Source organism: Paenibacillus sp. DRB1-1 (assembly GCF_052119485.1).
GTDB classification, from domain to species: Bacteria; Bacillota; Bacilli; order Paenibacillales; family Paenibacillaceae; genus Paenibacillus; species Paenibacillus polymyxa_B.
In genome coordinates, this window is the sequence record NZ_JBODQH010000001.1 from 3,518,919 (window position 1) to 3,534,809 (window position 15,891).

Genomic DNA, 15,891 nt, shown 5'->3' on the forward strand with positions numbered 1-15,891 from the left:
GTCGAAAAGTATTGCATCTGTAGATAATCGGTGCTATATTTTAATTGTAAGCGCTTAAAACCCGGGTTGCTTTTATGTAACAATTCATCAATACCATCAATTATGACTTCTAATTAACTAAATAGCACAATATCCAATAAAGGCGTGTTACTGTTCGGCAGGCAAGACCTAGATTGGGTAGGATATTTTTCCCTACCCTTTTTAGGTCTTTTTTTGTTCCTTATTTTAAGAAGGTAGGTGTAACTCATGAATTATAAAGATATCGCACAAGCCATTTTTAACAAAGTGGGCGGGAACGATAATATTAACAGTGTCATTCATTGCTCTACTCGATTGCGGATGACGCTTCGTAAGCCGGAATTGGCACAAACAGATGAAATTAAAGCTTTGGACGGAGTTATGGGAGCCGTGAATAGCGGTGGACAATATCAGGTCATTATAGGAAATGATGTAGGCTATGTCTACAATGAGCTAGTCAAATTGCTGGACCCGAATCAATCGTCTTCCGATGAAACCGAAAAAGTGAAGATGGATCGAAGCTTTAAGGGATTGTTCAATAGTTTTGCGAGTATGATTGCAGGTATTTTCCAGCCCATTATTCCGGCCATTGCTGCATCAGGGATGTTAAAAGCACTGCTCTTGCTATGCACAGTAACCGGAATCATGAGCAAGGAAAGCCAAACATATATGATCCTAAGTGTAATCTCGGATGCGGCATTTTATTTTCTGCCTATGCTGCTGGCTTTCTCCAGCGCGCAGAAATTCAAGACTAATCCATTCGTATCCGTACTCCTAGGGGGTGTGCTAATTCATCCGAACTTAATCAGTTTGCTAGGAGGTGAGAAAGCTGTCACATTTGCGGGCCTGCCCGTAGCATCGGTACAATACGCTACTTCCGTTATTCCTATTATTTTGACCATATGGCTTATGTCATACATTGAGAAATTTGCTGATAAAATCTCTCCCGGACCTGTGAAAATATTTCTAAAACCATTAATCGTCATTCTGATTGTCGCACCTGTTTCTCTCATTGCCTTAGGACCTCTAGGTACGTATTTGGGCTTAGGTATGTCCAACGGTGTATTCTGGATTCAGGAACGAATCGGCTGGCTTACAGTCGTATTGATGTCTATCGTGATGCCGCTAATCGTCATGTTCGGCATGCACAAAGTATTCTATCCTATTATTTTTGCTGCGCTGGCTTCACCAGGATATGAAACATTGGTACTGGTTGCCATGTTGGCTTCCAATATGGCCCAAGGCGCGGGTGCATTTGCCGTCTCGCTGAAAACGAAAGATCCCAAGTTCAAACAAATTGCTTTGTCCGCAGGTATTTCAGGGGTATTCGGCATTACGGAACCCGCTTTGTATGGCGTACATTTACGCCTGAAAAAAACACTGTTCGCCTGTATGATTGGAGCCGGGGTTGCCGGGCTATTTGCAGGTCTTATGAATTTAAAAGCTTATGCAGCTGTGGGTCCAGGTTTTGCATCACTGCCGATGTTTATCAGTGAAGATCACTCTAACCTGGTATATGCGCTTATTACGATGGCCATTTCGATCATTGTGACGTTTATTGCAGTCTATGTGATCGGCTTTCAAGATACGGTTACCGAACCGGCTAAAATAGAAACTCGCCCCGAGCCTGCTAAAGCACAAAACATAAGTAAAAGCTTCAAATCTAAAACCGTTATTTTCGCACCTGTGGAGGGCACCGTAATTCCCTTACAGCAGGTCAAAGATGAAGCATTCTCTCAGGAAGCGATGGGCAAAGGGATGGCTATTCAACCAAGTAGCGGAAAAGTGGTTGCACCTTTTGACGGCATCGTAATAAATGTATTCCGTACCAAGCATTCCATAGCCTTAAAATCAGTTGAAGGCGTAGAGCTGCTCATTCACATCGGTTTGGATACCGTTAAGCTGAAAGGCCAGCATTTTACTGTGCATGTACAGGAAGGGGACGAAATTAAGCATGGACAACTTCTGATTGAATTTGAACTTGAAGCTATACAAAGGGCGGGGTATGATACGATAACTCCGATTATTGTGACCAACACGGCGGACTATCTGGAAATCATGGGTCATGAAAGTTCAGAAAAGACAGGGCCGGAGAAGCCTCTAATTACTGTACTTTAACATTGTGTTTGTTGGGGGAATCAAGCCTGGAAAGTGAGATGTCGCTGGATATGAAAGTAATTAAAGTTCTCAATACGAGTATTGTTCTTGCCAAACGTGAGGATCACAAAGAAATTATCGTGATGGGGAAAGGGATCGGCTTTAAAAGCAAACCTGGTGACTTCGTCGATGAGAACGAGATTGAAAAGATATATGTACTTGAAAATGAAAGCATGTCTTCCGATCTGACAGCGCTAATGAAGGAAACACCCAAAGAGTATTTGATTCTGGCAGACGAAATCATATCTTATGCCAAAAATGCATTATCCAGTCACTTGAGTGAGCATTTATATGTATCCCTGACAGACCATCTGTATATGGCGACCAAACGATTTAAAGAAAATATAAAGATTCAGAATCGGATGCTGTGGGAGGTCAAAAAGTTTTATCCGGAAGAGTTCGGTATCGGCTTGTATGCGCTCACCTTGATTGAAAAGCGTATCGGTCTAGATCTGCCTGAGGAAGAAGCGGCGAATATTGCCTTTCATTTGGTTAATGCTCAACAGACCGATAACAATATGAACCAGGTTTTATTGATGACCAATACGGTCAAAGACATTTTGAACATCATTAAACTGCATTACCAAATCGAACTGGATACCCACAGCATCAACTATTCGCGTTTTCTAACGCACCTTCAATTTTTTGTTCAGAGATTACTCGAACATAAAATGTTGGATTCTCAAGATCCAGAATTAATGAGCCAAATTGTGAACAAGTACCCTGAAGAAGAGAAGTGTGCGTTATCGATTCAACAATATATTGAAGCCAAATTCGAACTTTTGATCCCGGATGAAGAACTTATGTATCTGATCATTCACTTAAAACGAGTCATAAGCAGAAATTAAGAGGAGGAGCTAGAGATGACAGAAATAAAAAGAACATTTCCGAAAGGCTTTTTATGGGGAGGAGCGATAGCCGCAAATCAGGTAGAGGGCGCCTGGAATGTCGATGGTAAAGGGATATCTACAGCAGATATGGCTATTTACAAAAAGAATGTGAGCAAAGCTGATTATAAAAAACACAATTCAATGACTGAGGAACATATCCAAAAGGCGATGCAGGACACGTCAGATCATGATTATCCCAAACGTCAGGGAATTGATTTTTATCACCGCTATCCCGAAGATTTAGCATTGTTTGGTGAAATGGGATTTAAAACGTTGCGAGTTTCTATTGCTTGGACGCGTATTTTCCCCAACGGAGATGAGGACAAGCCCAACGAGGCTGGACTGCAATTTTATGATCGGCTGTTTGATGAAATGCATAAAAACGGGATAGAGCCACTTGTCACCCTGTCCCATTACGAAATGCCGATGTATCTTGTAAACCATTACGGGGGCTGGACCCAACGGAAAGTTGTAGATTTCTTTATCCATTTTTGTAAGACTGTATTTAAAAGATACCAAAACAAAGTAAAGCACTGGATCACTTTTAATGAAATAGATAGTATTGTGCGCCATCCGTTTACGAGCGGTGGTATTTTACCAGAGCGCTTTGAAAATGTAGAGCTAGCGGTTTATCAGGGTCTGCATCATCAATTTATAGCTAGTGCTCTGGCCGTAAAATACTGCCACGAAATCATTCCGGATTCTAAAATCGGCTGTATGTTAACCCGGCTAACGACGTATCCGCACACCTGTAATCCGCAGGATATTTTGGCAGCATTTAAAGATAATCAGTTCAACTATTTTTTTACGGATGTACAGGTTCGTGGAGCGTATCCCCATTATATGAAACGCTTCTTCCGTGAAAAGGAAATCGTGATTGAAAAGCTCGAGGGTGACGATGAAATTTTGAGAACGCATCCGGTGGATTTTATTTCCTTTAGTTACTATATGTCGTTGGTTGCTAGTGCGTATAGTGAAGGCATGGAAAAAGTCAGTGGCAATACGATTGGCGGCGTTAAAAATCCTTATCTGGAAACGAGTGATTGGGGCTGGCAGGTTGACCCGGTCGGCTTGAGACTCTCTCTGAATGAGCTGTACAGCCGCTATGAAGTGCCATTGTTCATTGTAGAAAATGGTTTGGGGGCATACGACAAGTTGGAGGAAGATGGTAGTATTCAGGATGATTACCGTATTGATTACTTCCGTGCACATTTTGAACAAATGCATGAAGCGATTCTAGACGGGGTTGAACTCATGGGCTACACCAGCTGGGGAGCGATCGACTTGGTCAGTTATTCCTCATCTGAAATGGAAAAAAGATACGGATTTATATATGTGGACAAAGACAATGACGGTAATGGGACACTTGAAAGAAAACGAAAAAAGAGTTTCTACTGGTATAAGGATGTTATCTCCAATAACGGGTTGTAAGAAGGGGATTTTCCAAAATCCCGAGAAAAGTGGGCGTACAGGAACCTAAGTGTTCCCGTACGCTTCTTTTCTTATAAGGATACGCGCACACGCCCGAGAAAAGGAGCGGTTGCTGCATAAGCGGCACCTAGCATCGTCGAACGGCTGCCAAGCGTGGAGAAACGAATCTGTAGTTGCCGACGGTGATAGGGCAGAGCACGTTCGTCAATCACTTCACGCATACTTTGCTCCAACCAGGGTCTGGCTTCCGCCAGTGGACCGCCGATGATAAGCATTCCGGGGTTGAGGCTGTTCACAATGTTGGTAACACCCACACCCAGATATCGCCCAATATCACCAAGGACGCTTAATGTACTCGCTTCACCTTGCTGAGCAAACGGCAGTAATTCCGCTGTATTATGTGCAGGCAGTTTCAATGTGGATGCTACATACGCCTTCTCCGAAGCATAGAGCTCCCAGCAGCCGCGACTACCGCAGGAGCAGAGCCGTCCGTTCCAATCAATGGTCATATGACCCGTCTCTCCGGCGTACCCCCAAGCTCCTTGATACGGTTTGCCGTCAATAATAATCCCGGCCCCGATCCCGGACCCTGCACTGATGTAGACCAGATCCCGCACCAGCTGTCGGTGATTACCGTCCATCCCATAGTACAACTCGCCCTGTGCGCCGACGTTGGCTTCGTTATCCACTACGACGGGCAGACCTAGCTCGGCCTCAAGTTGCTGCCGCAGCGGAACCTCTTCCCAGCCCAGATTGGGTGCGAACAAAACGGTTCCGGTTTCATCCACCATACCTGGTACCCCCAGCCCAATACCGACGATACCATGAGGGGAGGGAGGAGTGAGCTGCATGAGCTCCTGAACGAGCTTTCGAATCTGTTTCATGATAAAGGCAGGATCATGCTGGGTTAGGGCAAGGGTAAGCTCAGTTTCAATGGTACCTGCCAGATCGGTCAGGGCGCCTCTAATGTACTGTACGCTCACCTCGATACCGAATACAAAGCCTGCACGGCTGTTGAACAGCAGCATTAAAGGCTTACGCCCGCCGCTGGATTCCCCTAATCCCGTCTCATACACAAGTCCATCGGTGATGAGCTCTGCCACCAGATTGGAAACGGTGGCCTTGTTTAATCCAGTTTGACTGGATAACTGTGCCCGAGATAACGGAGCATGAAGGCGAATACGCTCCAGCACAATGGATTTATTCAGCTTTTTGACAAGCGCCTGATCGCCAGTGACATTCATGGTTAATTCACTTCCTGTTGGTGTGATTCCTGATATTATATCATAAAAACAAACTTAGTTTAAGCAATAGACAAAGTCTTTTGGCTGTGTTAGAATCATTTTTGTAAACGTTTACTACAAAGGAGGAACTTATAATGGCTTATTTCGAACAGGTATCTAAAATTAACTTTGAGGGCAAGCAATCCGACAATCCTTTTGCATTCAAATTTTATAATCCTCAGGAAATTGTAGCGGGAAAAACAATGGAGGAGCATTTGCGTTTTAGCATGGCCTATTGGCATACACTGGTTGCAGGCGGCTCCGATCCTTTTGGTTTGGAGACAGCGGAACGTCCATGGTCCAAGTTTAAAGGACTGGATTTGGCGAAGGCACGTGTGGAAGCTGCCTTTGAATTGCTGGATAAGCTGAATTTACCTTATTTTGCTTTCCACGATGTGGACATTGCACCAGAAGGCGCTTCATTGAAGGAATTTTACAACAATCTGGACACTATCGTGGACCTGATTGAGGAACAAATGAAAGCTACGGGGAAAAAATTGCTGTGGAACACAGCAAACATGTTTAGCAATCCACGCTATATGCATGGAGCTGCATCGACTTGCAATGCAGATGTGTACGCACACGCAGCTGCTCAGATTAAAAAGGGACTTGAAGTAGGTAAACGTCTGGGCGCAGATAACTATGTTTTCTGGGGAGGCCGTGAAGGTTACGAAACACTGCTGAACACGGACTTGAAGCTGGAGCAGGACAATTTGGGACGGATGTTCCATATGGCTGTAGACTATGCGCATGAAATTGGCTTTGACGCTCAATTTCTGATTGAGCCAAAACCGAAGGAGCCAACAAAACATCAGTATGATTTTGATGCGGCGACAACGATTGCCTTCCTGCAAAAATATGATCTGGATAAGCATTTCAAGCTTAATCTGGAAGCTAATCATGCAACTTTGGCGGGTCACACTTTTGATCATGAAGTACGTGTAGCACGGATTAACGGCATGCTGGGATCACTGGATGCAAATCAGGGAGATTTACTTCTGGGATGGGATACGGATGAATTCCCGCTTGATCTGTATGATGCCACACTGACTATGTATGAAGTGCTGCAAAATGAAGGCTTGGGCCGCGGTGGCATCAACTTTGATGCCAAGGTGCGCAGAGCATCATTTGAGCCAGAAGACTTGTTCCTTGCACACATCGCAGGTATGGACACGTATGCGAAGGGACTGAAGGTAGCCGCCAAACTGATCGAGGATCGTGTGTTTGAAGACTTTATTGAGAAGCGCTATAGCAGCTTTAAAGAAGGTATTGGAGCAGACATCGTATCCGGAAAAGCAACACTTGCTTCTCTGGCTGAATATGCTCTGGCGAACGAAACACCACGCAAAAACGTATCCGGTCGTCAAGAATATCTGAAAGCAACATTAAATCAATACATTTTGGCTGACTAATGCCTGAACATATATATGTGAGGATTTTGCAAAAATCCCATAAGCGACTTCCAATGAACAAGTTATAGATCGAAATGGTTTAGTTCGTCTATATCTTGCACTTCGGAGCGACTGGAATCGAATTTTGCAAAATCCTGATGTAATAAGGGCTGTGCCGATAACAGGGAAGGAGGAACTCCAATGCAGGAAAAGCTAAATCAGGAGCAGGAACGCTATGTCATCGGCGTAGATTTGGGCACGAGCGCGGTCAAGACGGTGCTGGTTAACCGCAAGGGGCAGGTAGCTTATGAAACCTCCCAGTCTTATCCGCTCCATCAGCCGAAGGCAGGGTATAGCGAACAGCATCCCGAGGACTGGGTCAGTGGCACGTTAGCAGCACTGAAACAGCTTGTGGAGAAGGCCGGAATCGGCGGTACGGATGCCGTAGACGGCATTAGCTTTTCGGGACAGATGCACGGGCTTGTGCTGACTGACAAGGAAGGCAAGGTGCTTCGTCCCGCTATTTTGTGGAATGACACACGTACAACAGCACAATGCCGTCGTATTGAAGAACAGCTTGGACCTGAGCTGCTGCGCATCGCACGTAATCGCGCACTAGAAGGTTTCACGCTGCCCAAGCTGCTGTGGGTGCAGGAGCATGAGCCAGATGTGCTGGCCCGTGCGGCCCATTTTATGCTGCCCAAGGATTATGTACGCTATTGTCTGACAGGAGAGCTGGCGATGGAGTATTCGGATGCGGCGGGCACGCTGCTGCTGGATATTGCGAACAAGCAGTGGAGCAAAGAGATCGCTGCTGCGTTTGATCTACCATTATCGCTGTTCCCACCGCTGGTGGAATCCTTTGATCAGACGGGTACACTGTTGCCGGAGATTGCGGAGCAGAGCGGACTTGCGCCTGAAACGAAGGTGTTTGCAGGTGGTGCGGACAATGCATGTGGCGCGATTGGCGCCGGTATTTTGAGTGAAGGCCGCACCCTGTGCAGCATCGGTACTTCAGGGGTTGTACTTTCTTATGAGGAACGCAAGGATATTGATGTGCAGGGACGAGCGCATTTTTTCAATCATAGTGAGCAGGATGCTTATTATATTATGGGGGTTACGCTCGCGGCCGGGTACAGCTTGACTTGGTTTAAGGATACCTTTGCACCAGAGCATTCTTTTGATGCACTGTTGGCAGATGTAAACTCTATTGAGCCGGGCAGCCAAGGGTTGCTGTTCACGCCTTATATCGTCGGCGAACGTACACCTCATCCGGATGCAACCATTCGAGGCAGCTTTATCGGGATGGATGCGGGGCATAAGCTTGCGCATTTTACACGGGCGGTACTGGAGGGAATTACGTTTTCTCTCAAGGAATCCATTGATATTCTCAGAGGAACGGGTAAAACGGTGAATGAAGTGATTTCCATCGGCGGCGGTGCGCGTAATGAGGCATGGCTGCAAATGCAGGCAGATATTTTTAACGCGGATATCATTAAGCTGGAGAGCGAGCAGGGACCTGCCTTGGGAGCGGCCATGCTGGCTGCTTATGGTAGTGGCTGGTTTGAATCTCTGCAAGCGTGTGCTGAAGCTTTTCTGCGTGAAGCAGCGAGATATTCACCGAACCCGGAACGTGTGGCACGGTATGAAGGCCTATACGAGCTATACCGTGAAGTTTACTTGCACACGCGAGAGCTAAGTGAGCATTTGGCAGTATATCGGTGAATACGGTGAGCTTTAAGCGTAAAATAAAAAGCGGCTTCGGGTGTAAGAAACCCCCGGAGCCGCTTTTTTCATGTGATGATGAGTTTGAATTAAATACTTTTCTTGATTTTTGCATGATCTTCATTCATAGAACTCCCGGCACAGCCAGGACATGACTTGCTCGACGAACACCCCGCACAGGCGCCTTGACGGCTTTTTCGCAAAAATCGTACCAGCACCCACGCACTATAACCGAGGATCAAAAGTAAAATGATGATATTGATCATGGAATCCACTTCCTTCTATTTACTGTGGGCCTGACTTAACCCCAACCTAATAATCTGCCACATTGATAGATTAAGACGGCGATGATATATGCGACGGTCAAAGGATAGATTACAGAAAATGCGGTCCAACGCCACGAAAGGGTTTCTTTACGAATGACCGCTACCGTAGCCAGACACGGAACATACAACAGAATGAACACCATAAAGCTAAAAGAAGCAAGCGGTGTAAAGGCCTGTCTGACTTGTAGTTCAAGTCCCTGCATATCAGGAACGTGGTAAATAATATTCATCGTTGATACGACAACTTCCTTGGCCATAAAGCCCGTGAGCAGGGAAGCACCTGCTTGCCAGGTGCCAAAACCGAGAGGGGCCAGTAATGGAGCGAACCAACCTCCAACGGTGGCAAGCAGGCTGTCATCCATGTCTGCCCCGAAGCCCTGCGGACCAAAATTGGACAAGAGCCAGATGCCAACGGAACCTGCAAGAATAATGGTTCCGGCTTTACGGACGAAGCCTTTGACCTTCTCCCATGTGCTGCGGAATAGTGTAAGAGCCTGCGGCACTCGATAGGGAGGAAGTTCCACGATGAAGAGGGAGGGCTCACCCGACAAAATGGATACTTTGGAAAAAATTTTGGCAAGTATAAGTGAAACGATGATTCCTAACACATACATCAGCATGATGATGCTTGCCGCATGTGTTGGGAAAAACACACCCGCAAACAACGCATATACCGGCAGGCGGGCCGAACACGACATAAAGGGCACCAGCAACGTTGTAATGAGACGTTCTCTGGGCTGTTCAATGGTGCGTGCCGCCATAATCGCAGGGACATTGCAGCCAAATCCGATGATGAAGGGAATGAAGCTTTTCCCGTTCAAGCCTACGGCTTGCATTAGGCGATCCATTAGTATCGTGACCCGTGCCATATATCCGGAGTCTTCGATCACTGAAATTATCAGAAATAAAATAGCAATTTGAGGCAGAAAAACAAGCACACCCCCGACTCCAGCAACGATGCCGTCCACGACTAGACTTTGCGTAAAAGCGGACGCGTTCAAGTGAACGAGTAACTCAGAAATCCAAGTGCTGAGTGTCCCTGAAAAAAATCCATCCAGCATATCTGAAAGGATCGTACCCGCCCAATCGAAGGTGAACTTGAAGGTAGCGTACATCAGCAGCAAAAAGATCGGAATCCCCAGATATCGGTGAGTTAATAGTGAATCCAGCCTATCCGTCAAGCTGTGCGGTCTGAGTTTGGAGGTGTCGAGTGCCTTGGTGCACAGATCAGCAATCCATGCGGTTCGTACAGAACGAATATGCTGAGCAGGGGTGATGGCATGGCCTTCACCGACAAGTTCTTCCTCGCAACGGTGGATGCGAGCAGTTACTTGTTCACGCTGTACCTCATTCGTCATCCATTCCATGACCACAGGATTGTTTTCCAGACATTGCAGTGCGGCCCACCGCAGTTGCGGCACAGGTGCATTTGGCAGCAAGTTGCAAATATCCGTAATGGCAGCTTCAACGACAGGACCGTAGTCCAATTGAAAAGCATTGGATGTACGTCTTACCTCCCGAAGAGAAGCGAGCATTTGCTTACTTCCACTGCCTGTACGCGCCACCATAGGAATGATGGGGACGTTCAATTGATCGGCTAACAATTCCTTGTTTACGCGAAGACCCGTGGCATCGGCTACGTCAGTCATGTTTAAGCCAAGTACAAGCGGACGGCCATACTCCAGTAGTTGTACGGTCAGATAGAGATTGCGCTGGAGCTGGGAGGCATCCACGATGTTGATCAGGGCCGTAGGAGGTTCTTCCAGCAAATATCGGGTTGCGACACCTTCATCCAACGAAAGAGGGAGTAAAGAATAGGCGCCCGGCAAATCCACCAATACGGCGGACTTGTCACGCAGGATTCCTGTTTTCTTTTCCACTGTGACGCCGGACCAGTTTCCTACTTCTGCATACGTACGAGTCAGCTTGTTGAATAATGAGGTTTTTCCTGTGTTGGGATTACCGAATAGAGCGATCATGTCCATGTTGGAACAACCTCCAGTTGTTTCACCTGATTTTGGCGGAGGCCGACCAGCTGGCCGTTGCATTCAATGACGATAGGACCGCCCAATAAACTGATTTTCTTTAACCGTATGATGGAACCTTCGTTGATGCCCATATCTGTTAAACGGCGGCGCAATGAGGGATGAAGAGGGGCAAGAGATTGCAAACGCACAGTCTGACCCAGTGGCGTACGAAGGAGTGAGATACATTCTGGCATGGTACTCAGCCTTTCTGATCTAGAATGAGAATCAATATCATTTACTTCCGATGCCAGTACCATATCATGAGGAAACCTAGATTGCTGTGATAAAACTCTCTGCGAACGACAAGTCTGCTCGTTGTCCCATCTGTTATATAGGCGAGTATGATGTCACAACCTGTCTTGAACTGCACCCTTACTCGTCTGCAACCGACAAAACTAGAGCGTTTGGGGCAACTGTTTTTATGGTAAGATATAGCTGTTTACAACTATGCTAAGAAGGGCAGGAACGCTCTGTATGAACAGAAAAATCGGGGTTAGGCTTGTAAAATGTCTGGTTGCGGGTGCAGCGCTGGCTGTGTTGCTGCCGCAGGCTGTGGAGTGGGGCAGCAATGTGTATGCGGCATCGACCAAGCCGGCTCCATCCGTATCATCGCAGCAGCTTCAGAACAAGCTTTTACAGGCAATGGCTACGCGGAGTGAAACGCTGACCTTTACATATCAAGGGCGAGTGAACGGTCTCAAGCAACAATTACAGACGGCCATCCAACAGGCCATGGAGAGCGATCCGTATGTGAATTATACGATCAAAAGCTACGCATTCAGCTATACAGGCACAACGACCTCCGCTCAGGTTACGATTCGTTTAAGCTACCGGGAGACGAAGGAACAGACAGCATATGTGGATAGCACAGTTAAAGCAGTGCTGGGGGATATTATTACGAAGGGAATGACGAATCATGAGAAGGTAAAGGCCATTCATGATTGGATCGTCGTTCGCCTGAAGTATGATGAAACACAGCAAAAGTACACAGCCTATGATGGCCTAAAAACGGGAAGCACGGTCTGTCAGGGTTATTCACTGCTGGCCTATAAAATGCTGGAACGTGCAGGCATTACGAACCGGATTGTGGAAGGAAGAGCAGGGGGCCAGCTGCATGCCTGGAATCTTGTTTTATTAGATGGTCGATGGTATCACATGGATACGACATGGGATGATCCAACCCCGGATCGCGCGAACGAGGTAAGCACTTCATATTATCTGTTGACGGATACCGAAATGCGGCGGGATCACTCATGGGTTAAGCCGTATCCTCAGGCGAATACATCGTATCGTGAAACCTTATCAGCACTGATGGCTACCGGAGGATCAAAGGCTGCTGTGTATCAAAAACTGTACAATACCCTCGAATATCCGCTGCAAGACGGCAAGGGTCTGGTTAAAACATCCGCCGACATTAAGGAACAGGTGCGTAAGATTGTAAATAAGGGAGGGACAACACTTACCTTTGCCTATCAGGGAACGGAGCGAAGTCTCAAGGAGGATTTACAATCCTTATATCAACTCGGTTTGAAATCGATTTCTTATCAAATTACGGATCTAGGAAGTACCGGCAATCTTCGTGTAACCCTGAAATGGACCTAATCATCTTGCTGTAAAAAGCTACATTAACAAAGGAGTATTCTATTTATATGCACAAGCGTTCCTTTACCTACTTGCTTGGCACGCAGACTATGTCCAATGCGGCCGACATTCTTTACATTATGGCACTTGTGTCTCTGGTTTTTCATGAAACGGACTCGATCTTCTCTTCGGTACTCGTCCCGTTGCTGCGAATGGGGGCACAGATGATCAGCGGCTTTTTAGCACCGCTCATTTTGGTCCGATTCCAGCTTCCTTTTATTTTATTCGTTTCTCAGTTCGGGCAATTGGCTTTCTTTGCTGTTCTGCTGGGCCACTTGTGGTCAGCGGGTACGGAGCCGATATGGGTGATGGTGTTTACGTTGGTGGCAGCCATGTCCTTTCTGGACGGATGGACCACGCCTGCGCGTAATGCGCTGATTCCCCGCCTTGCGTCTGGGGAAGGACTCATGCGGGCAAATAGTCTGGTATCGGTCAGCGATCAGACGGTGCAATTAGCGGGGTGGGGGCTTAGTGGTGTGCTCGTAGCCATGCTAGGCTCAGAAAAAACACTACTGGTGGCTGGCGGGCTGTATATGGTAGCAATGATCTTCACCAGCCTGATTCGAGATCCACTAGAGGGCAAAGCCCATTATTTGCTGCAACCTGGAACAAAGGTGCGAGGTGGAGATGTCTCAGTTACCGAAGCTGTATCTGAGTCCGGGCAAGGGCATCATGACTTGCCTCCTGCACAGTTGGAAGATACACTGTATGGCCCGGAATCAGAGAGCCCCGCACTACCTCCCAAACGTAAAAAGGAAATACTCCGTGAAGGCTGGAGCCTCATCGGAGCCAGTCGCAGACTGAAAGCTCTTATTTTTATGGATATGATTGACCTTCTAGGGGGTTCGGTTTGGGTAGGCGCGTTCACACTTGCTTTCGCTCAGCAGGTTTTGCACAAGAGCGAGGCATGGTGGGGATACATCAATGCAGCGTATTTTGCAGGAGCGATTGGCGGCGGCATCGTTGTCCTCGCTTGCGTCAAGCATTTGCAGCGCAGACTGCTGCCCGCCATGCTGGCGGGGATGGTAGGCTACGGGCTGCTGACAGCGTGGTATGCACTGAACACATTACCGCCGCTGACGCTGCTTATCGTGTTGTTGATGGGACTACCTGCGGAAATGTCCGTCGTATCCCGCCGCACGATGATGCAAATGAGTGTGTCCGTACATGATTTGCCCAAGGTGCTGTCTGCCCAGGCCACACTGACAAGTTTGACCTTTTGTATATCGCTGCTGTTAATGGGCTGGATTGCAGATCATCTGGGCATCGTTAATTTGTACTTGTTTTCTGCAGTGCTGACGCTGATTGCTGTTATATACGGTATTTTTAGTCGTCGTGCCTTATCCATGTCTTTGTCAGCTTCTTCTTCCAAATAAACAGAAAAAGCCCGTCTCCGGGCATATACAGGTGAAAATGCGGATAAACGGTCTTGGACCAGGTTTACCAGCGTGTTTTCCCTGATATGTGGAGACGGGCTTTTTTACTGTTTTCTATTATTTATCCGAAGAAGCATCCGGACTCAAATCACATTCTTTTAACGGAACGATTTTAGTACGTTTGATCCATTTGTAGCCGAGCCACAGCAGAAGGAACAGCGGCACACTCATATACGTAGCGATCATCGTTTTCCAATCAATTTCCTGTCCGGTGAAGGCATCCGCCCCTTGCCCGATAATGACAATGATACACAGAGCGAAGGCGAACAACGGCCCAAACGGGAACCAGCGGGCTTTGTATGGCAGCTCACTCAGACTGTGACCCTGTGCAGTAAAGGCACGGCGGAAACGATAATGGCTGACCGCAATCCCGACCCACGTAATAAATCCGCACATTCCGGAGGCATTCAGCAGCCAGTTATAGACTACACCGTCTCCATACAGAGAGGCGAGAAAGGCCAGCATACCGACAGCGGTCGTGATCAGCAGCGCGTTCATAGGAATACCGCGTCTATTGATACGTCCGAGGAAACGCGGGGCTTTACCTTCCCGTGCCAAAGCGTACAGTACCCGAGTCGCCGCGTACATACCCGAGTTACCTGCCGACAATACGGAAGTCAAAATAACGGCGTTCATAACAGAAGCAGCAATCGCAAGCCCTGCTTTTTCAAATACGAGCGTGAACGGGCTGACCCCGATGTCACTGATATCTCCCCGCAGCAGATTCGGATTGGTGTACGGAATGATCAATCCAATCACGAGAATCGCCAGAATATAAAAGAACAGGATGCGCCAAAAGATTTGACGGATGGCGCGCGGCACATTTTCACGCGGATTTTCGCTCTCTCCAGCGGCTACCCCAATCAGCTCCGTTCCCTGAAAGGAAAAGCCCGCTGCCATGAATACGCCCAATACAGCAAAGAATCCGCCATGGAACGGGGCGTCTCCTACCGTGAAGTTGGCAAAGCCGATCGCAGGACCACCCATAATGCCAAAGATCATCAGCACACCTACAGTCAAAAAGATGACCACGGTCACAATTTTAATCATGGCGAACCAGTATTCAGACTCACCGTAGCCTTTAACGGTCAACGCGTTGAGCGCGAAGATTACGGCTAGGAATAACAGACTCCACCAGGCAGAGTGGCTTTCCGGGAACCAATATTTGATGAGCACGGTCGCTGCTGCCAATTCGGCAGCAATCGTCACCGCCCAGTTGTACCAGAAGTTCCAGCCCATGGCGAAACCAAAAGCCGGATCGACGAAGCGACCTGCATAGGTGTTAAAAGAGCCAGATTCAGGCATAAATGTAGCCAACTCACCAAGGCTGGTCATGAGGAAGTAGACCATGAGACCAACTGCTGCATAAGCCAGCAGGGCACCACCGGGTCCAGCTTCGGCAACCGCGCCTCCACTGGCGAGGAACAGGCCTGTTCCGATAGAGCCGCCGAGGGCGATCATCGTCATATGGCGGGCTTTGAGACTTTTACGCAAGGTTGCGTCAGGTGTTGCTTTGTGTTGCACGTTCAAACACTCCTTCATGAAATTGTATTTCATGTCAGGGCA

Annotated in this window: 12 protein-coding genes; 7 read left to right on the top strand and 5 right to left on the bottom strand. The window is 47.5% G+C overall.

The window, feature by feature from the left end; translation table 11 throughout:
- The first annotated feature begins 246 nt into the window (after nt 1-246).
- Genes ACQW03_RS15495 through ACQW03_RS15505 form a run of 3 tightly spaced genes read left to right on the top strand, consistent with a single transcriptional unit; the run spans nt 247 to nt 4,496 of the window.
- Nucleotides 247-2,136, top strand: a complete 1,890-nt coding sequence (locus tag ACQW03_RS15495; RefSeq protein ID WP_441950481.1) for a beta-glucoside-specific PTS transporter subunit IIABC — start codon at nt 247-249, stop codon at nt 2,134-2,136.
- A gap of 50 nt (nt 2,137-2,186) precedes the next feature.
- Complete coding sequence (licT, locus tag ACQW03_RS15500) at nt 2,187-3,023, top strand: BglG family transcription antiterminator LicT (protein WP_071644400.1); 837 nt, start codon at nt 2,187-2,189, stop codon at nt 3,021-3,023.
- Nucleotides 3,024-3,038: 15 nt separating this feature from the next.
- Complete coding sequence (locus tag ACQW03_RS15505) at nt 3,039-4,496, top strand: glycoside hydrolase family 1 protein (RefSeq protein WP_220030204.1); 1,458 nt, start codon at nt 3,039-3,041, stop codon at nt 4,494-4,496.
- Between the two features lie 71 nt (nt 4,497-4,567).
- Here ACQW03_RS15505 and ACQW03_RS15510 read toward each other — a convergent pair whose 3' ends face one another.
- Nucleotides 4,568-5,740, bottom strand: coding sequence for an ROK family transcriptional regulator (locus ACQW03_RS15510; RefSeq protein WP_071642981.1), 1,173 nt, complete (start codon nt 5,738-5,740; stop codon nt 4,568-4,570).
- 134 nt (nt 5,741-5,874) lie between these two features.
- On the opposite strand from ACQW03_RS15510, the gene xylA reads away from it, so the two are divergent.
- Both xylA and xylB read left to right on the top strand, forming a co-directional pair.
- Nucleotides 5,875-7,191 (top strand): xylose isomerase, encoded by a 1,317-nt coding sequence (xylA, locus tag ACQW03_RS15515; RefSeq protein WP_071642979.1) that lies wholly within the window; start codon nt 5,875-5,877, stop codon nt 7,189-7,191.
- Nucleotides 7,192-7,371: 180 nt separating this feature from the next.
- A complete protein-coding gene (xylB, locus tag ACQW03_RS15520) occupies nt 7,372-8,895 on the top strand; it encodes a xylulokinase (protein ID WP_441950485.1) in 1,524 nt (507 codons plus the stop codon).
- Nucleotides 8,896-8,984: 89 nt separating this feature from the next.
- Here the strand turns inward: xylB and ACQW03_RS15525 are convergent, their stop codons facing one another.
- The 3 genes from ACQW03_RS15525 to ACQW03_RS15535 are packed head-to-tail and all read right to left on the bottom strand — an operon-like array spanning nt 8,985 to nt 11,442.
- The gene (locus tag ACQW03_RS15525; protein WP_441950487.1) at nt 8,985-9,161 is read right to left on the bottom strand and encodes a FeoB-associated Cys-rich membrane protein; all 177 of its coding nucleotides are present in this window, start codon (nt 9,159-9,161) and stop codon (nt 8,985-8,987) included.
- 35 nt (nt 9,162-9,196) lie between these two features.
- Entirely contained in the window at nt 9,197-11,206 is a 2,010-nt protein-coding gene (gene feoB, locus ACQW03_RS15530; protein WP_076294288.1) for a ferrous iron transport protein B, read from the bottom strand.
- The gene (locus ACQW03_RS15535; protein WP_016820309.1) at nt 11,197-11,442 is read right to left on the bottom strand and encodes a FeoA family protein; all 246 of its coding nucleotides are present in this window, start codon (nt 11,440-11,442) and stop codon (nt 11,197-11,199) included. The genes feoB and ACQW03_RS15535 overlap by 10 nt, the downstream gene beginning before the upstream one ends.
- Before the next feature lie 280 nt (nt 11,443-11,722).
- On the opposite strand from ACQW03_RS15535, the gene ACQW03_RS15540 reads away from it, so the two are divergent.
- A complete protein-coding gene (locus ACQW03_RS15540; protein ID WP_441950490.1) occupies nt 11,723-12,850 on the top strand; it encodes a transglutaminase domain-containing protein in 1,128 nt (375 codons plus the stop codon).
- 47 nt (nt 12,851-12,897) lie between these two features.
- Nucleotides 12,898-14,265, top strand: a complete 1,368-nt coding sequence (locus tag ACQW03_RS15545; RefSeq protein WP_441950492.1) for an MFS transporter — start codon at nt 12,898-12,900, stop codon at nt 14,263-14,265.
- A 117-nt stretch (nt 14,266-14,382) separates the two neighbouring features.
- On the opposite strand, the gene ACQW03_RS15550 is transcribed toward ACQW03_RS15545, so the two are convergent.
- A complete protein-coding gene (locus tag ACQW03_RS15550; RefSeq protein ID WP_071642967.1) occupies nt 14,383-15,849 on the bottom strand; it encodes an amino acid permease in 1,467 nt (488 codons plus the stop codon).
- Between the last annotated feature and the right edge of the window lie 42 nt (nt 15,850-15,891).